The 21,714-nt window shown below is 63.6% G+C and carries 23 protein-coding genes; 13 read left to right on the top strand and 10 right to left on the bottom strand.

Annotated features, from left to right (window positions below; all coding sequences use genetic code 11):
- Positions 1-142: 142 nt before the first annotated feature.
- The gene (gene iolG / locus C5L14_RS10580; RefSeq protein ID WP_105862033.1) at positions 143-1,129 is read left to right on the top strand and encodes an inositol 2-dehydrogenase; all 987 of its coding nucleotides are present in this window, start codon (positions 143-145) and stop codon (positions 1,127-1,129) included.
- A 137-nt stretch (positions 1,130-1,266) separates the two neighbouring features.
- On the opposite strand, the gene C5L14_RS10575 is transcribed toward iolG, so the two are convergent.
- Together C5L14_RS10575 and C5L14_RS10570 are read right to left on the bottom strand one after the other, a co-directional pair.
- On the bottom strand, positions 1,267-2,094 hold the full coding sequence (locus C5L14_RS10575; protein ID WP_181161118.1) for a MurR/RpiR family transcriptional regulator: 828 nt from the start codon (positions 2,092-2,094) through the stop codon (positions 1,267-1,269).
- Between the two features lie 180 nt (positions 2,095-2,274).
- On the bottom strand, positions 2,275-2,472 hold the full coding sequence (locus tag C5L14_RS10570; RefSeq protein ID WP_105862031.1) for a hypothetical protein: 198 nt from the start codon (positions 2,470-2,472) through the stop codon (positions 2,275-2,277).
- A 173-nt stretch (positions 2,473-2,645) separates the two neighbouring features.
- Here C5L14_RS10570 and C5L14_RS10565 point away from each other — a divergent pair, with 173 nt between their 5' ends.
- Positions 2,646-3,788: a Gfo/Idh/MocA family protein gene (locus C5L14_RS10565; RefSeq protein ID WP_105862556.1), complete on the top strand. Its 1,143-nt coding sequence runs from the start codon at positions 2,646-2,648 to the stop codon at positions 3,786-3,788.
- A gap of 70 nt (positions 3,789-3,858) precedes the next feature.
- Here the strand turns inward: C5L14_RS10565 and C5L14_RS10560 are convergent, their stop codons facing one another.
- The 3 genes from C5L14_RS10560 to C5L14_RS29965 form a co-directional block, all read right to left on the bottom strand.
- A complete protein-coding gene (locus C5L14_RS10560; RefSeq protein WP_428832616.1) occupies positions 3,859-4,314 on the bottom strand; it encodes a hypothetical protein in 456 nt (151 codons plus the stop codon).
- A 287-nt stretch (positions 4,315-4,601) separates the two neighbouring features.
- On the bottom strand, positions 4,602-5,240 hold the full coding sequence (locus tag C5L14_RS10555; protein WP_181161117.1) for a GNAT family N-acetyltransferase: 639 nt from the start codon (positions 5,238-5,240) through the stop codon (positions 4,602-4,604).
- A 95-nt stretch (positions 5,241-5,335) separates the two neighbouring features.
- Positions 5,336-5,521 (bottom strand): hypothetical protein, encoded by a 186-nt coding sequence (locus C5L14_RS29965; RefSeq protein ID WP_146126883.1) that lies wholly within the window; start codon positions 5,519-5,521, stop codon positions 5,336-5,338.
- A 479-nt stretch (positions 5,522-6,000) separates the two neighbouring features.
- On the opposite strand from C5L14_RS29965, the gene C5L14_RS10550 reads away from it, so the two are divergent.
- A complete protein-coding gene (locus tag C5L14_RS10550; protein WP_181161116.1) occupies positions 6,001-6,927 on the top strand; it encodes a PfkB family carbohydrate kinase in 927 nt (308 codons plus the stop codon).
- Positions 6,928-7,197: 270 nt separating this feature from the next.
- Here C5L14_RS10550 and C5L14_RS10545 read toward each other — a convergent pair whose 3' ends face one another.
- The 3 genes from C5L14_RS10545 to C5L14_RS10535 form a co-directional block, all read right to left on the bottom strand.
- Positions 7,198-7,539 (bottom strand): GCG_CRPN prefix-to-repeats domain-containing protein, encoded by a 342-nt coding sequence (locus C5L14_RS10545; protein ID WP_342588405.1) that lies wholly within the window; start codon positions 7,537-7,539, stop codon positions 7,198-7,200.
- Between the two features lie 194 nt (positions 7,540-7,733).
- Positions 7,734-8,483: an arginyltransferase gene (locus C5L14_RS10540; RefSeq protein WP_105862028.1), complete on the bottom strand. Its 750-nt coding sequence runs from the start codon at positions 8,481-8,483 to the stop codon at positions 7,734-7,736.
- A gap of 114 nt (positions 8,484-8,597) precedes the next feature.
- Positions 8,598-9,935, bottom strand: a complete 1,338-nt coding sequence (locus C5L14_RS10535; RefSeq protein ID WP_105862027.1) for a branched-chain amino acid ABC transporter permease — start codon at positions 9,933-9,935, stop codon at positions 8,598-8,600.
- 196 nt (positions 9,936-10,131) lie between these two features.
- Here C5L14_RS10535 and C5L14_RS10530 point away from each other — a divergent pair, with 196 nt between their 5' ends.
- Positions 10,132-10,413, top strand: coding sequence for a SelT/SelW/SelH family protein (locus C5L14_RS10530; protein ID WP_068298899.1), 282 nt, complete (start codon positions 10,132-10,134; stop codon positions 10,411-10,413).
- Positions 10,414-10,432: 19 nt separating this feature from the next.
- Here C5L14_RS10530 and hemB read toward each other — a convergent pair whose 3' ends face one another.
- Complete coding sequence (gene hemB, locus C5L14_RS10525) at positions 10,433-11,470, bottom strand: porphobilinogen synthase (protein ID WP_105862026.1); 1,038 nt, start codon at positions 11,468-11,470, stop codon at positions 10,433-10,435.
- A gap of 247 nt (positions 11,471-11,717) precedes the next feature.
- Between hemB and C5L14_RS10520 the strand changes: the two genes are divergently transcribed.
- The 9 genes from C5L14_RS10520 to thiL all read left to right on the top strand — a co-directional run bounded on the left by C5L14_RS10520 (position 11,718) and on the right by thiL (position 19,758).
- Positions 11,718-12,125, top strand: a complete 408-nt coding sequence (locus tag C5L14_RS10520; protein ID WP_105862025.1) for a DUF6163 family protein — start codon at positions 11,718-11,720, stop codon at positions 12,123-12,125.
- Between the two features lie 293 nt (positions 12,126-12,418).
- Complete coding sequence (locus tag C5L14_RS10515; RefSeq protein ID WP_105862553.1) at positions 12,419-13,663, top strand: L,D-transpeptidase family protein; 1,245 nt, start codon at positions 12,419-12,421, stop codon at positions 13,661-13,663.
- 182 nt (positions 13,664-13,845) lie between these two features.
- Positions 13,846-15,141 (top strand): serine hydroxymethyltransferase, encoded by a 1,296-nt coding sequence (gene glyA / locus C5L14_RS10510; RefSeq protein ID WP_105862024.1) that lies wholly within the window; start codon positions 13,846-13,848, stop codon positions 15,139-15,141.
- A gap of 97 nt (positions 15,142-15,238) precedes the next feature.
- Positions 15,239-15,715 (top strand): transcriptional regulator NrdR, encoded by a 477-nt coding sequence (nrdR, locus tag C5L14_RS10505; protein ID WP_105862023.1) that lies wholly within the window; start codon positions 15,239-15,241, stop codon positions 15,713-15,715.
- Between the two features lie 119 nt (positions 15,716-15,834).
- Positions 15,835-16,974: a bifunctional diaminohydroxyphosphoribosylaminopyrimidine deaminase/5-amino-6-(5-phosphoribosylamino)uracil reductase RibD gene (ribD, locus tag C5L14_RS10500; protein WP_105862022.1), complete on the top strand. Its 1,140-nt coding sequence runs from the start codon at positions 15,835-15,837 to the stop codon at positions 16,972-16,974.
- 10 nt (positions 16,975-16,984) lie between these two features.
- Positions 16,985-17,614, top strand: coding sequence for a riboflavin synthase (locus C5L14_RS10495; RefSeq protein WP_105862021.1), 630 nt, complete (start codon positions 16,985-16,987; stop codon positions 17,612-17,614).
- A 157-nt stretch (positions 17,615-17,771) separates the two neighbouring features.
- A complete protein-coding gene (locus tag C5L14_RS10490; protein ID WP_105862020.1) occupies positions 17,772-18,299 on the top strand; it encodes a 6,7-dimethyl-8-ribityllumazine synthase in 528 nt (175 codons plus the stop codon).
- Complete coding sequence (gene nusB, locus C5L14_RS10485) at positions 18,296-18,757, top strand: transcription antitermination factor NusB (protein ID WP_105862019.1); 462 nt, start codon at positions 18,296-18,298, stop codon at positions 18,755-18,757. Before C5L14_RS10490 ends, nusB begins: the two co-directional genes overlap by 4 nt.
- Before the next feature lie 14 nt (positions 18,758-18,771).
- Entirely contained in the window at positions 18,772-19,758 is a 987-nt protein-coding gene (thiL, locus tag C5L14_RS10480) for a thiamine-phosphate kinase (protein ID WP_105862018.1), read from the top strand.
- Positions 19,759-19,832: 74 nt separating this feature from the next.
- Here thiL and C5L14_RS10475 read toward each other — a convergent pair whose 3' ends face one another.
- Positions 19,833-21,380, bottom strand: a complete 1,548-nt coding sequence (locus tag C5L14_RS10475; protein WP_105862017.1) for an esterase-like activity of phytase family protein — start codon at positions 21,378-21,380, stop codon at positions 19,833-19,835.
- Positions 21,381-21,714: the final 334 nt, after the last annotated feature.

Raw genomic sequence — 21,714 nt, 5'->3', positions numbered from 1 at the left:
TGCCATATTTTGGAACGAAGCAAGCGTTGCCGCCGCTTCTGCGCCAAGATTGCGATTCTACGGCGTGGCGCGATTGCCGCTCAATGTCTTACAGCAAAGAGGCCCGGGCTCGGGTCAAATCGAAGAAAGATTGGGGAGAGAAATGGTTCGTCTCGCAGTTCTCGGCGCCGGCCGCATCGGCAAGATCCATGGCCGCAACGCGGCGTCGCATCCGCAAGCCAGGCTGATCTCGGTTTCCGATCCGCACCAACCCTCCGCCGAGGCGCTTGCAGCCGAGACCGGTGCGCGCGTCAGCACCATCGATGAGGCCATCGCAGCCTCCGACGTCGACGCCGTGCTGATCTGCACCCCGACGACCACTCATGCCGACCTGATCGAACGGGCGGTGCAGGCGGGCAAGGCGGTGTTCTGTGAGAAACCGGTCGATCTATCATCCGACAGGATCCGCCGCTGCCTCGCCGAGGTCGGCAAGGCCGGCAAGCCGCTGATGATCGGTTTCAATCGCCGCTTCGATCCCAATTTCGCCACGCTCAAGCAGCGCATTCTGGACGGATCGGTGGGAGAGGTGGAACTGGTCACCATCATTTCGCGTGACCCCGCGCCGCCGCCTGTTTCCTATATCGAGAGCTCGGGTGGTCTCTTCCGCGACATGATGATCCATGATCTCGATCTGGCCCGTTTCCTGCTGGCCGAAGAGCCGGTCGAGGTGCATGCCGTCGCCTCCGCACTCGTCGATCCGGCGATCGGCAAGGCCGGAGACGTCGATACCGCCGCAGTCCTGCTGAAGACGGCGTCCGGCAAGATCGCCCAAATTTCCAACTCGCGCCGTGCCACCTATGGCTACGACCAGCGCATCGAGGTGCACGGCTCCAAAGGGCTGATTCGTGCCCACAATGTGCCGAAGACCACGGTGGAGGTGGCGACGGGTGCCGGTTTCCTGGCAGATCCCGTGCAGGACTTCTTCCTGGAGCGCTATGCCGAGGCCTATCGCCTGGAGATGACCGCCTTTCTCGACGCCATTCTGGCAGGCAAGGCGCCCAATCCCTCGGGCGAGGACGGCCTGAAGGCGCAGATCCTGGCGGATGCCGCGACGGAGGCGGCCCAGACAGGCAACACCATCAAGCTGTAGGATAGACGCGGGAGATACGGAATGTCGATCTGCAGATCGACATCTTCCTATCGCCAAACACGACGTTTCCAAGAGTGTCGGTCTGCGATCGACACTCTCCGGTTTGGCCGCAGCCCGTACTCCCCGGGGTCTGTGCCTCAGTCGCGTCCCTTGTGTTCGGCCGTACCGACGGCAAGTGTCATGGCCAGGGCGAATGTCGCCGCCAGCGAACGGAAGGCACCATGATCGGCCTCTTCCACGTCCAGGCGAATGCGGGCGAGGCGGGCGAGAGGGCTCGCCGGGCTGTCGGTAATGGCCAGGATGGCATTGCCGCGCTGATGCGCGATCGTCGCCAGTTCGATGGTGTCGGGCGAGTAGGGGGTGTAGGAGATCGCCAGCACCACATCCCTGGGCCCCGCCAGCGAAATCTGTTCCTTGCCGAGTTGACCGACATGATCGACCAGCGCACAGCGCTGGCCGAGATTGCCGAAGGCGTAGGCGAGGTAGGCGGCGACCGAGAAAAGCCGTCGGGCCGCGACCAGATGGATGATGTCGGCACCAGCGAGCAATTCGATCGCCTCGTCGATCTTTCCGGGATCGGCGGATGCGCGCAGCCGCTCGATCGAAAGCGTGGCTGCGTCGGCAAAGCCGTTGAGCAACGGCGCCGACAGCGAGCCCTCGTTCGGCTCCGTCCGCAGCAGCGCCACTCTCTGGCGGTAGTCGGGAAAGCGTTGCTTCAGGCGGGCGAGAAAGACCTGCTGCAGGTCGGAAAAGCCGGAATAACCGAGGGTCTTGGCAAAGCGAACCAGGGTGGAGGCCTGCACGCCGGCATTTTCGGCCACCGCGGCAGCGGTGCCGAGCGCAATCTCGTCGGGATGGTCGTTGGCGAAATGAGCCACCTGCCGCAGGCGTTTGGGCAATTGGTCCATCCGATCGGCGAGGCGCGCGGAAAAATCGGCAAAATCGCGCGTCTCATCCTCAGCCATGATCATGTCCCGTTCCAGAAGCGGGGCAGTGTGATCGCTGCCCTCCCTATCATTGACACCACCGCCGGTCCTGTCACGCGGCCGCGATGCCGGATCGTGCCGCAAAGGCTCGCCCCGCGGAAGGTTAGTGCAACTGGAAAGGCAGCGAAACCCGTTTGGCAATCGGGGATGTGGATCGGCTCAGCACCGGCGCGTGAGCGGATCAACACCGTCGGTTGTCGGCTTCTCCTCGTCCCGGTCGCGGGTAGCCTCGGAGGAGGGCGGCGGCAGGCGCCGGGCCGGGTCGTCGATGATGCGGGCAATCAAAGCCGCGATGATGCCAGTAAACAGCATGGCAGTTGTCCCCTTGGCTGCGACGGCGAACCGCGGAGCCAGCATGGATACCTTTCTTTCTCCGGGAGGCCGCACGGGCGCTCACGGATGAGTCGAATCGATCTACGCCGATTTTGATGCGCTGCAGCATACAGCAAATCTGTGCTGCGTCGCACAATGAAATGGAATGACGGCCATACCATGGCGGCATGGCGAACGAAAATGAAGGGAGAGCGATGATGAACACATCGGCCAAATCGGACGGCGGGGGGCTCGGAGTCGGCCTGATCGGCACGGGCTACATGGGCAAATGTCATGCATTGGCGTGGAATGCGGTCGCCTCGACGTTCGGGGATGTTGCCCGGCCCCGTTTGCTCGCGCTGGCCGAGGCTTCCGCCGAGCTGGCCCGCACCAAGGCGACGGAACTCGGCTTTGCGACATCGACCGGCGACTGGCGCGAGCTCCTGGCTGACCCTGAGATCGACGTGATCTCGATTACCACGCCCAACCGCTTCCACGCCGAAATCGCGATCGCGGCGCTGGAAGCAGGCAAGCATGTCTGGTGCGAAAAGCCGATGGCGACCGCATTTGCCGATGCGCAAGCGATGCATGCCGCCTGGCGCCGCAGCGGCAAGGTGGCCGTGCTCGGCTATAACTACATCCAGAACCCTGCCATGCGCCTGATCCGCAAGCTGATCGGCGAAGGCGCGATCGGCATCGTCAATCATGTCCGCTTGGAGATGGACGAAGATTTCATGGCGGACCGTGAGACGCCCTTTGCCATACGCAATGAAGCGAGCGCGGGCTATGGTGCTCTCGACGACTTTGCTGTGCATCCTCTCAGCCTGCTGCGTTTCGTTCTCGGCGGGGTTGCCGAAGTGTTCGGGGAGATGGCGAGGCCTTATGCGGACCGCCCCCACCCCGATGGCGGCAGGCGTGCGATCGAGAATTACGACATCGCCACGGCGCTGTTGCGCCTGGAGAGCGGCGCTTCAGGGGTGCTTACCGTCAATCGCGCCGCCTGGGGACGGAAGGGGCGCATCCAGTTGCAGATCTTCGGCGACGGCGGTGCCATCGTATTCGACCAGGAGCGCTTCAACGAGGTGCAGCTCTTCCGCCGCGAAGGCGCCGAGGAAACCCAGGGATTCCGGACCATTCTCAGCGCGCCCGTACACAAGCCCTATGATCGCTTCATTCCGGCGCCTGGCCACGGGCTTGGCTTCAACGACCTGAAGGTAATCGAATGCCGCGAACTGATCGCCCGCATCCAGGGTGAGAAGGCTTCAGTGTTCGATTTCGACGACGGCCTTGCCATCGAACGCACCGTCCACGCCATTGCGGACAGTTTCACAAAAGGCCGTTGGGTGACTGTGAAGGCTTGACCGCCTCGCATTGATGCAAAGAAAACGGCCGCGGAGAAGGTCCGCGGCCGCATGAACATGAAGAAGAGAATTAGCCCTTCAGCTTCTTGTTGCATTCGCTGTAATAGCCGCCGCCCTTCTGAATCCATTTCAGGCCGCCATTGCCGTTGTTGGCCTTGTTGGCATTGTACTGGTCGAGGCAGGTGTGCATGCGCTGCTTGCCGGCCGACTCCTTGGCATATTTGGGATCGACGGCCGACGGGAACACGGCGCTGCCCGAAGGAGCGGCGGTCGGAGCCGGCTTGGCGGCCGTCGTCGCGGCCGGAGCCGCAGGTGCTGCCGGCGCCGTGGCAGCCGGCGTCGCTTCCGTGCCGCATTGTGCCTTGCGGAAATCGTTCCAGGTGGCGCCGTTGAGCGTATTCGCGGTCTTGGCCGCCTGATATTTGTCGCTGCACTCCTTCATGGTGAGCGCTTGCGCCGGCGCAGCCAGCGCGACCGCACTGGCGATCAGTAGTCCGGTACCAATGATGGCGGAACGAAGCATCATTCTAACTCCCTCATTTTCGGCGGATATCGCCCGCCGCCGACTCTGGATATTCCTCAGCCGGAATGCCTATTTGTGTGATCATGAATACGGCGAAGGTACGGCACACCCCGGTGATAGACCGAGTCTGCCAAAGAAAAAAGAGGAACTTTCATCAGCTCGGATCAGTTTCCATTCTGGCAAAAGCTTGCCGGCGCTTCCCGCCGGCAAGCTTTTTTGTCCGAATTTCAGTCAAGGTTTTACCGTCCCTAACGTCATCGAGCCAATCGAGCCGTGCCTTCACATCGGAATCATGGCGACGAGGCGACGACTCTGCGCCTGCGAAAGATCGCAACCGGGGAGCCCAGATGAATGGATTGGCGCAGATATTCATAGCCGCATTTGAGCGCGACCCGCTGGGAGTGGATGTTGTCGGGGCTCGTCATGCAGTTGGTGTACGGCAGATCGATATGACTGTCGAACCAGCTCAGAACCGCCTTGGCCGCCTCGGTGGCATAGCCCTTGCCGTGGGCCGCCCCGATCAGGGAGTAGCCGAGTTCGGGCGTACCTGAAAATTCCGGCTCCATGTCGCGCTCGAAATTATGAATGCCGACCTCACCAAGGAAGCGGCCATCGGTCTTGTCGGACACGATCCAGAAGCCGAACCCCATCCAGAGCCAATGGCCGGCATAGCGCAGCATGCGAGTCCACACTTCTTCCCGCGGATAAGGGGATTTGCGTACATAACGAAGCACCGCGGGCTCTGCCCACATGGCCGTGAGGCTCTCCAGATCGCCGGGTTTGTGCGCACGCAAAATCAAGCGTGATGTCTCGATGGTGGGAGCGACGGTGAATGCCGACAGAAGGGGCATAGGCGAACTTTCCTCGATCTCATCCGTGCGATCGGTCGTATTGATAGGTGCAAAATGCGTCTTGGTTCCCTTCGACAACTCGGAGGGGGGATGGTTAGTCAGATAGGCGATAGTCCTAGCTCCTGGGTTGGGCGGTCGCGAAAGGTCCGCCTGGTAGCCACGCGCTTGCATCGCTACCGGGCGGTCTGGTCCAATCTTGCATCGCAACAGCCGATGAATCTCTGTCGGTGACGATGGTGCCTGTCAGCCTCATTGCCAATTTGCGCATTCGCCGTCAGGCGTACCGGGCCTGTGAATAGCGCCAGCAGGCCCATCGGATGTCGACCCGAAAGAATCGAGCCGAAATCGGTTTCAGCCATGATGACATTCCGAATCCGCCCCCTCACGATTGACCGGATCCGGAGGTCGGGTGCCCAATTCGAGCCACCCGCTTGCCTGATATCAGAAGGCGCGGCTGCGTTTGTGCGGACCGGGCTTTTCATCGTGCCTCGATGAGCGTGAGCGACCAAGTCCACTGGTAATTTATTACGGCAGTACGAGGCGAGCGCTCTTGTCCATAGGTGCAACATGCGCGCTTCCTCGATCTTCCCGAATGTTGGCTCGACAACACCAGCACGAGCGTGACGCGGGTGTTATATCGATAGGGAAGCTTACGTTTGGTCAGGCTTGCCAAGCCGTTTCAATGCCGCTTCGCGCCGTCTCGGCCACGCTGGAGGGTGGATTGTCACATTGTTTTGTCTGACAAACTGCCCTTAATATCGCCGTGAGGAAACATCCCGAAAAAGAGCAGCTGGCGGCACGCTCCGGCGGCGAAGGCAGGGCGATCATGCAAGAGCCTATGAAAACCGGACGACCGGTCATCTGTGTCGGCGCCACCACGGTGGACCAGGTGCTGGAAATCGACGAAATGCCACGGCAGGCGGTCAAGGTTACGGCACGCCATCATTTCAAGCGTGGGGGTGGGCCGGCGGCGACGGCTGCCGTTGCCTGTGCGCGTCTGCTGCAGCCGGCCGAATTGTGGAGCCGTCTGGGCAATGATGCCGAAGCGGCTTTTCTGTGCGAGCGCCTGCGCCGTCACGGAGTCGGGATCGAAGGCGTCAAATGCAGCGGGGAGATGAACACGATCACCGCCGTGGTGATCGTCGACCGCCAGGGCGAACGGTTCATCGTCGGGCATGACCATACCGACCTGCCAGCCTCGGCGGCCCACCTGCCGCTGCAGGACATCGCCAGGGCCGGCGCGGTGCTTGCCGACATCAATTGGCACGAGGCTTCTCTTGCGGCGCTGGATGCGGCGGCTGCGGCGGGAGTCCCTTCGGTGCTCGATGCGGAGGTCACCGATCCGGTTCTCCTGTTGGAATTGGCGCGACGGGCGAGCCTGCCGGTGTTCTCCGAGGAGGGGTTTGCGCTCGCCAGTGACGGGGGGCAACCGGATGCGAAGGGCTGCGACGCGCTGTCCCGGCGCCTCGGCGGTACATTCGGCGTCACATTGGGCGCCCGCGGATCGCTATGGTGGGTTGACGACGTTCTGACCCTGGTTCCCGCCCTGCCGGTCAACGTGCTCGACACCACCGGGGCAGGAGATGTGTTTCACGGCGCGCTGGCCGCCGGACTGGCAGAGGGGCGGCCTGTGATCGATGCCGCCCGCTTTGCCAGTGCGGCCGCAAGCCTCAAATGCGAACTCGGCAATGGCTGGGATGGCATGCCCGAAAGGCAAGCCGTCGTGGAAGCGGCAGCCCGGCTGGATCCGCTCGCGGTCTCTTGAAGCAAAGCGCGGGAGCACCAGCGGAGCTTGGAATCAAAACGGTGCCGTCAGGCACGGACACCGGTCTGGCGCGGCATTGCAGCCTGACAAGCCGCGTTTGGCCGAGTGTCCGCGAAAGCACCCGTACAGCGTCTTGCCTACGCGATAAGGGCGCTTGCCTGGGGCACCGTTTCCGAATGTGAGCCAATTACGCAAGACACCGGTGGCTCGGCCGGGTAGGAGGAGGGGGGCGGCTATACGCTACCGCCCCCAGGAACTCGTTTGATAGGCTCAATAATTGTCCCAGCGGCGCTCACGGTAGTAGGGGCGATCCCAGCCGCCATAGCGGGGACGGTAGCCATCGCGCCAGCCCCAGCGGGGATGAGGAGGACCCCAGCCGCGGCCATACCCATACCCGCCGCCATAGCCATAGTAGGGACGGCGGATCGGGACGCAGCGGCCCCAGCGATTGGGTTGCCAGCCGGGGCCGCAGCCCCAACGGACATCCTGAACCAGCGGCGAGGCGCCCGGTGCCACGGGAGCGACGTTCATGGCCGACGACGTGCCGACACTGGCCACAAGGCCCGTCAGCGCGAAGGAGGCCGCAATCATGGTCTTGCCGAGAATATTCATCGGTTACCTCATTGAGGGGTCTCGAGCTCATGGGAACTCGAGGAGCAATGAGGACACGATGCCATCAGCTGCCTGAACGAGGCGCGAACGCTCTGGTCATCTGGCGTTCAGAAACATGGGTGAAGGGGGCGAGGGGCCGTGCCGGAGGGGCCTGAACGTTTTTCAGAAAAGATGACAGGCGATGAGCCGGGCGCCTATTTCTCGACGCGATCCCAGCCATTGGGACCAAGCCGCTCCTGCGGCAGGAAGCGCCCCTTATAGGCCATCTTGCGCGATCCCTCGACCCAGTAGCCCAGATAGAGATAGGGCAGCCCCATCGCCTGCGTACGGGCAATATGGTCCAGGATCATGAAAGTGCCGACGCTGCGTCCCGCCATGGCGGGCTCATAGAACGAGTAGACCATGGACAGGCCGTCGGCCAGCACGTCGGTGAGCGAAACTCCGATCAGCGGACCCTCACCTTGCCGGTTCAACGGCAAGCCGGCGCCGGATAGGCGGTACTCGACCAATTGCGTGTTCACATGGGTGTCCTCGACCATCATCGCATAGTCGAGCACCGTCATGTCGGCCATGCCGCCATCGGCATGGCGCTGGTCGAGATAGGCCCGAAAGGTGGAATATTGTTCCGAGGTCGGCGCGGCGCCGCGCATTTGCGAAACCACGTCGCGATTGTCGGCCAGCACGCGGCGGAAGGACTTCGTCCTGATGAAATCGGCAACCGGCACGCGCACCGAAACGCAAGCCTTGCAATTCTCGCAGGCCGGGCGGTAGGCGATGGTTTGCGAACGGCGGAAACCACCATGGCTGAGCACGTCGTTGAGGCGCGCAGCCCGTTCACCGATCAGGTGGGTGAACACTTTGCGTTCCTGCTTGCCCTTCAGATAGGGACAGGGCGACGGCGCGGTCAGATAGAATTGCGGTGAGTCGCGTATTTCAATGCTCAACGCCATTCTCCATGCATGAAGGCGAAAGCTACCACCGGGCGCCGCGTCCCGCCAGAGTCCCGCTGCCGGGCGACATCAAATTATCGCGCCCGGCGCCGTTTTTGAAGCCACTCCTCAGACCTGCCGGGGGGTGGCATCGGCGAAGCCGAACAGTCCGCCCGGGCGGAAAATCAGCATGAGGACGAGAAAGGTCATTACGGCCACGTCGCGATGTTCGATCGGAAAATAGGCCTGCCATATGACCTCGAACAGGCCGAGCACCAGTCCGCCGAGCAAGGCCCCTTCGATCGAACCGATGCCGCCGATGACGGCTGCGACCAAGCCTTTGAGGCCGATCATGGCTCCGCCATAGGCGTCACCCCCACCATAATAGACCGTCATGATGAAGCCGGCGAAACCGGCCAGCGCGGAGGCGAGGCCGAAGGTCAGGGCCAGCATGCCGCGGCTCGATATTCCGACGAGATTGGCCATCAGGGCATCATCCGATATCGCGCGCCAGCGCCGGCCAAACTCGCTCCGGCGCATCAGCAGGACGACGGCGAGGGCGACGAGGGCGGCCCCCGCACCGATCGACATCTGCATGACGGTGATGTGCACGACGAAATTGCCCGATCGCACCACGGGCAGATAGGGGCTGGTGATCGGCGGCGCCCAGCGATCGTTGGGCCCTTGGGCGACGCGCATCGCTTCGCGCATGACCGAAGCCACGGCTACCGTGGCGATCAGGATGGTCTGGCCGCGGCGGAAGGCAAGGGGAGCAAAGACCAGCTTCTCGACCATGTGACCGGCCACGACCACCAGGCCCACGGCGGCGGTGAAGACGACGACGAGATCCACGGCCGGGGACCGGGAGCCGAGCGCCAGCATCACCAGCATGATGGAAACGCTCATCACCCCGCCGAGCGTGGCAAAGTCCCCGAAGGCCAGGTTGATGCGCTGGACCAGGCCGAAGACGAGGGCATAGGCCACCGCGATCAGCATGGTCATCGCCGTGGTCGGCACACCATTGCCCAGGCTCTGCACCAGGAAGGCGACGCCGCCGGGGACCTCGGGGACGTCGGCCACGGTTTCGCCCGGGCCCGGATCGGCAAGGACGGCTTCGGGGCGCTCGAGCCAATAGCGCTTGAGAAGATGGAGTTTCCAGGGAGCAAGGGCTCCACCGTCGGCGGTCAGGGCGCTCAGCTCGGCGAACCGGTTATCGGGGGAGCTCGGTTCGAAGGCGCAGAATACGCTGTGGTTGCTGCTGCGCCCCTGGTACAGCGCCCGGTAGTCGATGCGCATCTTGAACGGTGCGGAGGCTGGAGCAATGGCGGTAACGGTAAGTCTCTCCGCATCGAGCGTCACGGCGGGCAATGTCTGCCGGCAGATGCGGATTTCCTGCGGGTCGAGGCTGTCGCGACAGGAAGCCAGGCACAAGGTGACGAGAACCAAGGCGATGACACGATGGATCAAGGGTGCCGCCTGAATCTTCGCGCCAGACCGGTTGACCCGAATTTTGATATCGGCGCTGTCTGCAGGTCAGAGTACAGGCTCGCCGCGATTCGGACAGCAACCTCGCCGGTCAGAACAAGGACTTGCTCAACCGCGTGCTTTTCCTGAGGCGCCGGCGAGGATATCCTCGACTCCCTTTCCTGGTTCGAGACTCGTGATGCGTGACGGCAAGCCCAGTGTGACCATCGTTTATTGTCGGCAATGCCAATGGCTGCTCCGGGCCGCCTGGATGGCCCAGGAACTGCTCTCGACCTTTTCAGAGGATTTGGGCGAGGTCACGCTGGTGCCGGCCACCGGCGGCGCCTTCCGCATCGAATATGAAGGCCAGGAGATCTGGGAGCGCAAGCGCGACGGCGGCTTTCCCGATGTGAAGGCCCTCAAGCAGCTGGTGCGCGACCGGCTCGATCCCGATCGCGACCTCGGCCATATCGACCGGTAGGGATGGACGGCGCGGCCCGCTATTTGCCGCGCAGGTATTCGGCAACCCTCGGCGCGAAATAGGTCAGGATGCCGTCGGCCCCGGCGCGCTTGAAGGCGGTGAGGCTTTCGATCATGGCCTTCTCGCCGTCGATCCAGCCATTCTGGGCGGCGGCCATGATCATCGCATATTCGCCGGAGACCTGATAGGCGAAGGTCGGGCGACCGAAGCTCTGCTTGAGGCGGGCGACGATGTCGAGATAGGGCAGGCCGGGCTTGACCATGATCATGTCGGCACCTTCGGCGATGTCGAGCTCGGCCTCACGCAGGGCTTCATCCGAATTGGCATAGTCCATCTGATAGGTGCGCTTGTCCCCCTTGAGTGCGCCGGAGGAGCCCACCGCCTCGCGGAACGGGCCGTAGAAGGCCGAGGCATATTTGGCCGAATAGGCCATGATCTGCACGTCCAGGAAACCGGCGGCATCGAGCGCGGCGCGGATGGCGCCGACGCGGCCGTCCATCATGTCGGAGGGTGCGATGATGTCCGAACCGGATTCAGCCTGGACCAGGGCCTGTCGCACCAGCAGCGCCACGGTTTCGTCATTGAGAATGCGTCCGCCTTCCAACAGCCCGTCATGACCGTGCGAGGTGTAGGGGTCGAGCGCGACGTCGGTCAGCAGGCCGATTTCCGGCACCTTGGCTTTGATGGCGCGGCAGGCCCGGCAGGTCAGATTCTGCGCGTTCAGAGCCTCGCTCCCAGTGGGATCGCGCAGGGAAGGGTCGGTGTAGGGAAAGATCGCCACCACCGGAATGTCGAGGGCGGCGGCGCGCTGTGCCTCCTCGACGGCGATGTCGACGCTGACGCGGTCGACGCCCGGCATCGCCGCAACGGGGCTTCTCAGATTCTCGCCCTCCTGCACGAAGATCGGCCAGATCAGGTCGTTGGTGGTGAGCACATTCTCCTTCACCAGCCGGCGGGCCCACTCGCTCTTGCGGTTGCGGCGCGGGCGCTCGATGAGGTCGAGGCGGTCCGAGGCAGAGGCGAGGGCGGGCTTGAGCGGGGTTACGGAGGAAGGCATGGCAGTCTCTTCGAAATGAACTTTGGAAAGGTTCTATCACATCCGGCGGAGTGCAGGCATGCCGTCATGTCACACCCCGGTAGCGGCAAATGCAGGGGCCGGATTGCCAGACCTGGAACGTACCGGAGAGACGGCGGGATATAGTTCGTCCCGTTCATTGGCCGAATTTCATTCACCGCCATGCGGCGGGGTGATTTGCCCTTGGCTCCTGGCGCGGTTAGAAGGATCGGCAGCAACGAGGCACGAGATGAGCGATATCGAGTTTGACCGCGACGGCCCGCCCTACGGCGCCTATCTGTTGTGGTTCATGCGTGCCGTAGCCGTGCTGTGGATGGCCAAGGGCATCATCCATTGGTGCCTGATCCTGGGGATCGGGCAGGCCGATCCGGACCGTTTCCTCGATATGCCCGTCCTCACCCAGAGTGCCGTGATCGTGTTCGCTGTGTTCGATCTGGTCGCGGCCGTCGGCCTGTGGATGGCGGCGACCTGGGGCGGGGTGATCTGGCTGATCGCGTCCGGCAGCTATTTTGTCATCTCGCTGTTCCGTCCGGAGATCTTCGGACGCCAATATGCAATGATGACGACGATCGGCGTCCTGATCGTGCTCTATGTCGGTCTTGCTTTTTTGGCTTCCCGCGAGCGGCGCCATCCGTGAGAGGCGATCAGCGGGCTGTTGCAACTATGTCACGCGCGTCGGGCTTCGCGCTCACATCGCGGTGATCGTGACGCCACTTGCCACATTTGTCCCGGTTTTGCCGCTTTCTGGCGATAGGGATCCACGCAAGTTTCGTATAGCGGGATAGTGAAGGGCCGATGACGGGTTCCAATTTTTGGTCTCGGTTCGTTTACCTATCCCGTGTATAGGGCTCGGTTAATTCATGACCGCAGGGAATTACCGGTACGGTAGGTGCGTGTCGCAAGCGGGCTTTGCTGCAGGATTGGAACAAGATGTCTGACTATTCTCGTCGTGGTTTTCTCTCCACTTTGGCCTTGGGGGCCGCCGCCACCGCGCTGGCGCGGCCGGCATTGGCACAGGACTACGGCCTGGGTCAGATGGAGATGAAGGAACGCTACGATTCAGTAGCCAGCCCCATCGGGCAGGCCAGCAGTTCCTCGCCCACTTTCTCGGCCTATACCTTGCAGGCCACGCAGAACGCCCTGCAGAAATATAGCGAAATCGCCGCCCAGGGCGGCTGGCCGGAGGTGACCGGCAAGGGCCGCCTGCAGCTCGGTTCGCGCAGCCCCGACGTCGTCTCGCTGCGGCAGCGCCTGATCGCCTCCGGCGATCTGGCGCCCTCCCTGGGCGGCTCGCCCGTCTTCGATTCCTATCTCGACGGCGCCGTGAAGCGCTTCCAGTCGCGTCATGGCATCCTGGCGAGCGGTGTCGTCGGCGACACCTCGCGTGCCGCTCTCGCCATCCCGATCGACGTGCGCATCAAGCAGCTGCAGATGAACATCGTGCGCCTGCGCTCGATGGGCAATCTGGGCAACCGCTACATCATGATGAACATTCCGGCGACCGAGCTGGAAGCGGTGAACAACGGCGTGGTCGAGCAGCGCCACTCCACCGTGATCGGCAAGCCGGACCGGCCCTCGCCGATCCTGTCGACCGTGGTGCAGAACGTCAATTTCAATCCTTACTGGACGGTGCCGCTCTCCATCATCAAGAAGGACCTGATCCCTCTGATGCAGAAGGAGCCGAGCTATCTGGCCGACCATCACATCCGCATCTTCACGCCGCAGGGCCAGGAGATCACGCCCGAGCAGATCAACTGGAACACCGACGAAGCGACCAAAATGCGCTTCCGGCAGGATCCGGGCTTCGGCAATTCGCTCGGTCAGGTGCGCATCAACATCGCCAACCAGTATGGCGTCTACATGCACGACACGCCTTACAAGTCTGTGTTCGGCTCGGACTACCGCTTCGATTCCTCCGGCTGCGCCCGTGTGCAGGATGTACGCGAGTTGGTCGCCTGGATCCTGCAGGGAACGGAATATACCCGCGACCGTATCGACGAGGTGATCCGCTCTGGCGCCCAGACGACGGTGAACCCGGTCGCCAAGGTGCCGGTGTTCTGGGCCTATGTCACAGCCTGGGCGACGCCGGAAGGCCTGGTCGAATTCCGCGACGATGTCTACAACAAGGACGGTTTCGCCTCGCTCTCGGTGGTCACCAAGGAAGAGCAGGGCTGAGGCAGGGCAGCGCGCCCTCGTTCAACCTGAAGAAGATCGGCAGCGCCGCAGCCTCGTCTGCGGCGCTGTTGCGTTTCGGGGCTGCTTCCCAGTCATGGCGCAACTTTGGTCGCTTGCAGACATGACTTTGCGGTGCAACTCCGTTATGTCGTCTGCCTCTTCTCCAACGAGGCCCTGCCACGATGAATGACGCTCGCTCCGCCGCCCTGTCGAACAGCTTCTTCGCCGCCGATCTGCATTCCGCCGATCCGGAGCTGGCGCGCACCATCGATCTCGAATTGGGCCGCCTGCGCGACCATATCGAGCTGATCGCCTCCGAGAACATCGTCTCCAAGGCGGTCCTGGAGGCCCAGGGTTCGATCATGACCAACAAATATGCGGAAGGCTATCCGGGCCGCCGCTATTATGGCGGCTGCGAATTCGTCGACATGGCCGAGAACCTGGCGATCGAACGCGTCAAGAAGCTGTTCGGCTGCTCCTATGCCAATGTCCAGCCCAATTCCGGCAGCCAGGCCAATCAGGGCGTGTTCCTGGCGCTGATGAAGCCGGGCGACACCTTCATGGGCCTGAACCTCAATGCCGGCGGCCATCTCACCCATGGCTCGGCTGTCAATATGTCCGGCCGCTGGTTCAACGTGGTTCCTTATAATGTGCGTCCCGACGACCAGCGCGTCGACATGGACGAGGTCGAGCGTCTCGCCCATGAGCACAAGCCCAAGCTGATCATCGCCGGCGGTTCGGGCTATGCCCGCCACTGGGATTTCGCTCGCTTCCGTGAGATCGCCGATGCGGTCGGCGCCTACTTCTTCGTGGACATGGCCCATTTCGCCGGCTTGGTTGCCGGCGGGGCCCATCCTTCCCCGTTCCCGCACGCGCATGTGGCGACCTCGACCACACACAAGACCCTGCGTGGGCCGCGTGGCGGCATCATCCTCACCAATGACGAGGAGATCGCCAAGAAGGTGAATTCGGCCGTGTTCCCGGGCCTGCAGGGCGGGCCTCTGATGCATGTCATCGCCGCCAAGGCCGTGGCCTTCGGCGAGGCGCTGCGGCCCGAGTTCAAGGCCTATGCAAGCCAAGTCGTGGAAAATGCCGCCGCCCTGGCGGCCAATCTCAAGGGCAATGGCTTCGACATCGTCACCGACGGCACCGACAACCACCTGATGCTGGTGGACCTGCGTCCCAAGAACCTGACCGGCAATTTCGCCGAGAAGGCGTTGGAGCGCGCCCATATCACCTGCAACAAGAACGGCATTCCCTATGACCCGCAGAAGCCGATGGTGACCTCGGGCATCCGCCTCGGCACCCCCGCCGCCACTTCGCGCGGCTTCGGCGTCAAGGAGTTCCAGGAAGTCGGCGATCTCATCACCGAGGCGCTGGAAGGCCTGGCCAAGAACGGTGCTGACAACAATGGCGCGGTCGAGGAGGCGGTACGCGCCAAGGTCAACAAGTTGACGGGCCGTTTCCCCATCTATTGAGTCCCTGGGAGAGCGGACGTCCTCGTCTGCTCTCCTTACCTCCGAGCAAGCGGTTTCCAGGAGCGGACGAGGACGTCCGCGCTCCCAGGAATAGTCCATGAAATGCCCTTATTGCGGCGCGCCCGACACGCAGGTGAAGGACAGCCGTCCCACCGATGACGGAACCTCGATCCGCCGCCGCCGCGTCTGTTCCGATTGTGGCGGACGCTTCACCACTTTCGAGCGCGTGCAGTTGCGCGAACTGACGGTGGTGAAGCGTTCCGGCCGCAAGGTCGCCTTCGATCGCGACAAGCTCTCGCGCTCGATCAGTACGGCGCTACGCAAGCGGCCCGTCGACGAGGAGCGGGTCGAACGGCTGGTCAACGGCCTGGTTCGGCAGATCGAGAGCCTGGGAGAGAGCGAGATCACCTCCGAGCAGATCGGCCGCATCGTCATGAAGGGGCTCAAGGCCCTCGACGACGTCGCCTATGTGCGCTTTGCCTCGGTCTACCGCAATTTCAGCGAAGCCAAGGATTTCACGGCCGTTCTGGATGAATTGAGCATCGAGGACGAGACGCGGGCGGACGAGGAGTAGGCTATTCCGGCCCGCATGGGCGTGACATGACTGTGCCGCGCTTGCATGACACATGCGGCAAGCCTATTTGCTGCTTCGAGCTTCCAATGCCGGTTTGATTTCCTCCTGTGACTTTCGCGATGCCTGTCTCCGCCATCGACGCCCTGCGGCGCGACGAACGCTTCATGCGGGCGGCGTTGGCGCTGGGGCGGCGGGGGCTTGGCAATACCTGGCCCAATCCGGCGGTCGGCTGCGTAATCGTCCGGCGGGTCGGCGATGCCGACGTCATCGTCGGCCGGGGCTGGACACAGCCGGGCGGGCGTCCTCATGCGGAGACCCAGGCACTGGCCGGGGCGGGATCGCTGGCCAAGGGCGCCACGGCCTATGTCACCCTCGAGCCCTGCTCGCATTATGGACGCACCGGCCCCTGCGCCGATGCCTTGGCCCGGGGAGGCATAGCGCGCGTGGTCGGCGCCCTGCGCGATCCCGATCCTCGCGTGGGCGGACGCGGCTTCGACATGCTCCGGCGCTATGGCCTCGAGGTCCGCGAGGGCGTACTGGCCGACGAGGCCTTCCAGGCCCATGTCGGGCATATCACCCGCGTGACCTTCGGGCGCCCGGGCGTGACGGTGAAGATCGCGGTCTCCGCGGATGGCAAGCTGGCCGGTCCCGGCGGACGGCCGGTGCGCATCACCGGCGAGGAGGCGAGCGCCCATGTGCACCTGATGCGGGCCCAGAGCGACGCGATCGCGGTCGGGATCGGCACCGTGCTGAATGACGACCCGTTGCTCACCGTACGATTGCCCGGCATGGCTGCGCAGTCTCCGCTGCGGATCGTCTTCGATTCAAGGCTCAGGCTCCCGCTCTCCTCGCGGCTGGTCGAGACGGCGCGCGAGGTGCCGGTATGGGTCATGGCCCGCGCCGATGCGCCGGTCGATCCGGAACAGAGGCTGGTCGATGCGGGCGTTGAAGTGATGCGGATCGGTTGCTCCGCCTTGTCTCCCGGCGAGGGAGCGTCCCTCGATCTCGGCGAGGCCTTGCGTCTGCTGGGCACGCGGGGCGTTACGCGCCTCCTGGTCGAGGCCGGCCCCCGGCTTGCGGCCGGGCTGGTCGAGGCCGATCTCGTCGAGGAGTTCGTGCAGTTCACCTCGCCCGAACCGATCGGGGAGGGGGTGACGGCCCTGACGCCGTTGCTTCAGGCGAAAATCGACACCCAATTGCCCAATCTGGCTGCGCGCATGATCGGACATGATACCATGACCATTCAGCGCAGGAATTGAAGGGCCTATCATGTTTACCGGCATCATCACCGACATTGGCGAGATCGTCGCGCTGGAGGACCACGGCTCCGCCAAGCGCATCACCATCGCCTGTTCCTACCCCGCCGACACCATGACGGTGGGCGCTTCCATGGCGGTGGCCGGCATCTGCTTCACCCTCACCAGCCTCGCCCTGCGGCCGGGTGGCGACGCTCTCTTCACCGTCGATGCCTCTTCCGAGACGATCGGGCGCACGACGCTCGGCTCCTGGGACGTGGGGCACAAGCTCAATCTCGAGCGGGCGCTGCGGATCGGGGACGAACTCGGCGGACATATCGTCTCCGGACATGTCGACGGGGTGGCGACCGTGCTGGACCGCAAGGACCAGGACGGCACATCGCAATTTACCTTCCGCGCACCCGCAGACCTGTCGCGCTTCATCGCCCAGAAGGGATCCCTGGCGCTCGACGGCACTTCACTGACCGTCAACAAGGTGGAGGGCCAGGATTTCAGCGTGATGATGATCCCCCATACCCTGTGCGTCACCACCTGGGGCCAGACGGCCGTGGGGGCCAGGATCAACATCGAGATCGATACCATGGCGCGCTATGCCGCACGTTTGGCGGAGGTCGGCGCCGAGCGCTGGAGCGACCGTCCCTGAAGCCGGGCCGCGTCTGTTCTGCCATGCTTTATGGTCGCATCGCGCCTGCTCAAAACGGCTTCCCCTTTCCGGCCCAATGCTCTAGGAACGCCCTCAATCCACCAGCATTCAGGCGGCCCGTGCAGAGGCTGCCTTTTCCTCCGAAACGAGAAGTCCCATGGCCGGTCCCAGGCGTGTATCCAGTTCCTCTACCCCTACCTTCGAAAGCACCGAGTCAGGTTTCGGCGGGCCTCTGCCGCCGCATATCCTGATCGTTGAAGCCCGTTATTACGAGGAGATCGCCGATGGTCTGCTTACCGGCGCGACCGGCGCCATCAAGGCAGCCGGCGGCAGCTTCGACGTGCTTACCGTGCCGGGCGCCCTCGAGATCCCCTCGGCCATCGTGATGGCTCTCGATGCCGCCACGCAGCGCGGCCGGTCCTATGACGGTGCCGTGGCCCTCGGCTGCGTGGTGCGTGGCGAGACCACCCACTATGACATCGTGGCTGGCGAAAGTTCGCGCGCTTTGATGGACATCTCGGTGCAGAGGGCTCTGCCGCTCGGCAACGGCATCCTCACCGTCGAGAATGACGAGCAGGCCCGGGTTCGCGCCAGCATTTCGGAAATGAATAAGGGCGGCGGCGCGGCCGATGCCGCCCTGCACATGATTGCCCTCAAACGCCGCCTGCATGGGGTCGAGGCATGAGCCGCGCCCAGAAGCGTTCCGCTGCGCGCCTTGCCAGTGTGCAGGCGCTCTATCAGATGGACATCCGCGGCACCAATGTCGTCGAGGTGCTGGCGGAATTCGAGAACCATTGGATCGGCCAGGAAATCGACGGCGTGGAATATTCGCCGGCCGAGGAGAGCTTCTTCCGCGACATCGTCGGCGGGGTCGTGCGCGAACAGCGCAGCATCGACCCCAAGGTCGACCAGGCGCTCGCCGACGGCTGGCCGCTCAAGCGGGTGGATGCCATCCTGCGCGCCATCCTGCGGGCCGGCGTCTATGAATTGCTGCATCGCAAGGACATCCCGCCGAAGGTGACGATTTCCGAATATGTCAGTGTTGCGCATGCTTTCCTCGACCGCGAGGAATCCGGCATGGTCAATGCTGTGCTCGACAAGATCGCCAAGGCCGAACGCAGCGATCACCTTCAGGCCTCCTGATTTCCGGTGCACGCATGGCGCGGCTCACCGAAGACCAGCTGATCAGCCGTTTCTTCGCCCCGCTCGCGACCCATCCTGGTGCGCGCGGGCTGACGGATGACGCGGCGACCCTGAGTGTGCCGCCTGGAGAGCATCTGGTGGTGACCACCGATGCGCTGGTCGCCGACATTCATTTCCTCGCCGACGACGATCCCGATCTCATCGCGCGCAAGGCCTTGCGCGTGAACCTGTCGGACCTTGCCGCCAAGGGTGCGCGTCCGCATGCCTATACGCTCTGCCTGGCCCTGCCGCCCGGCTGGCGCGAGGACTGGCTGCAGCGTTTCGCCGAGGGCCTGGCAGTCGACGGCAAGGAATTCGCTTTCGCCCTTCTCGGCGGCGATACCGTCAAGACCACGGGGCCGCTGACGATCGCCGTCAATGCCTTCGGCCTGGTGCCCTCCGATCGCATTCCGCGCCGGGACGGCGCGCAGCCGGGCGACATTCTTTATGTCAGCGGCTCCATCGGTGACGGGGCGCTAGGCCTTTTGGCGCGTCGTGGGGCGGACGGCCTGGCCGGGCTTGCGGAGGTGGAACGCGATTACCTGGCCAGGCGCTATCTCCTGCCGCAGCCGCGCATCAAGCTGGCGCCGGGGGTGCTGGCCCACGCCTCGGCCTCTATGGATATCTCGGATGGCCTCGTCGGCGATCTCGCCAAGCTGCTGCGGGCGTCCGGCGCGTCGGCCGATCTCGAACGCGATGACGTGCCGCTTTCATCGGCCGCACGGGCGGCCTGCAGGCTCGACGCGACATTGCTGGAAACCGCCCTCACGGGAGGGGACGATTATGAGATCCTTTGTGCGGTACCACCCAGCCGGCGCGTGGCCTTCGAGGCGGCGGCACAGCACGGAGGCGTGCAAGTCAGCCCGATCGGTACGGTAACCTCAGGGAACCACGCGCCTCGATGGCTCGATGGCGAGGGCAACGAAGTCCCATTCGCCCGAGGCAGCTTCAGCCATTTCTGAGCAAGACGGAAAAGACGCAGCAAACCTTCTCCCTCAAGGGGAGAAGGAAAACCTGCTTTGTCTTGTTGGCTTTCTCACTTCCCCGCCAGGCCCTTGGCCAGGTCTTCTGGCAGAGTCAGGCGATAGGCCAGCACCAGCGTATCGTTGGTGAGGCCGGCGTCGTAGCTCTGGCCCTTCATCACGCCCTTCCTGGTAAGGAAGTCGTTGTCGTTGCCGACGAACAGGAAGGCATCGTTCGGCGCGGCCGGATCGAGGGCGGGGACCAATGTCATGGCTTCCCATTTTTCCGACAGGGTGAGGTCGTTGGCCTTGGCATTGTCGATGTTGAGGCCGAACTTGCCGAGCTGGGTGCCGTTCAACAGGTTGACCAGCACCTGCGAGCGGGCCGGGGTGATGGCCGGATCGAGGACGTTGCGGTCGTCCTTGGCGGGTGCGATCGGCTTGGTGCCGGTTTCATAATCCGTGCCCGCCAGATTGGTGGCACCGCTGGTGTCGACCACCAGGACGGCCTTGAACATTTCCGGATTCTTGCACTCGCAGCCATGGCCGGCGCCGTCGCGGGCGAGCAGAAGGAAGCGATGGTCGTCGAGCGCCACCATCTCGCTCTGGGCGGCCGTGCTGTCGATCTTGCCGTCGCCCTTCTTGGAATAGACCGGCAGTTCGATCGCATAGACCGCCTTGGGGGTCTTGGGCAGCGGGTCCGAGGCGACGTCATAGACATAAATGCGGGTGGTGGCGCGGTTCGCCTGGTTCTTGCCGGCGGAGCTGTCCTGCAGCGTGCCGCTCTGCAGCACGGCGTAGAGGGTCTTGCCATCGGGCGTCAGCGAGATCGCCTCCAGACCCTGATTGTTGCGCCGGCCAGTATCGGGCGCTTCCATCGAGGTGAAGTTGATCTTGCCCTTCTTGGTGGGAACGAGTGCCGGGCTGGGCCGGATGAGGCCCTTCAGCTTGCCGTCGGGCCCGAACAGGTAGACGGCGGCGGCATATTCGTCGCCGACATAGAAGCTGCCGTCGGCGCGATAGGCGATCGACTCGGCGTCGAAGGAGAGGGAGCCGGCGCCAAGCGCGCCGGCCGGCGGCACGGGCAGGGTGTAGCCGTCCATCCCGGCGGTGTTGTCACCGGGATCGGCGCCCGTCGTCGGCTTGCCGTCGAGGCCGGTGAGGAAAACGCCCTTGCCGTCGAGCGGTTTCAATTCGATCTGCGATTGCGAGGTCACGGCGGCAGGCAGGGCGGGGCCGGAATAGGGTGTGAAGGCGAAGTCGAAGGCGAGGACGCGGCCCTGATAGTCGAAGAACAGGCCCTTGTCGGGATTATTGTAGCCGCGGTCGGGCAAAGAGCGGAGCTGGCCCTTATAGCCGTTGGCCGTCTTGCTCCAGCTCTTGGGATCGATCGCCATGGAGGAGAAGGAGCCGAGTGTGTCGCCCCTCTCGTCCTTGAGGTCGGCGCTCAGCCGGCCGACGCCGACCAGACCGTGATTGACTAAGCTGCCGCCGGCGAAATCGATCTTCTCCTCGCCCGGGGCGGAAGAAACGAAAGGCTCCTTGATGGCCAGGGGCTCGGCACTTGCCAGCGTCGGCAGAACCGAAAGGGTGGTAAGAAGGACGGTACGAAGAAGGCGCATGGAAATCTCGCTCGGTGGCCAGAACAGAGGCGCGCCTCAGCGAAAACGCGTCTTTGCTCCCGGTCTTTGTTGTTTCGATGAGTCTTCGCGATTTCTGGCGGCACGGCCGGATCGCAAGACGCGTCAGCGCCAACTTCCTTGGCAAGAGCCGATGACAGAGGCGTGACAGTTTTCCGACGAGTGACGCACCAAGAGGATCTTCGAAAGAACTTGCCGTGAACGCACTGCGTCGGTTGCGCTGCCCGTATGATTTTGGCAGCATCGCGGCAATCCGGACAATCAGACGGCTCCGGTGGGAGGATTCGCCGCACCTGCAATATCCTGACCTTCGATA

The sequence above is a fragment of the Labrys okinawensis genome (genome assembly GCF_002982075.1).
Lineage (GTDB): Bacteria > Pseudomonadota > Alphaproteobacteria > Rhizobiales > Labraceae > Labrys > Labrys okinawensis_A.
The sequence above is the reverse complement of the archived record's forward strand: the minus strand, read 5'-3'. Positions and strand labels throughout refer to the sequence as shown.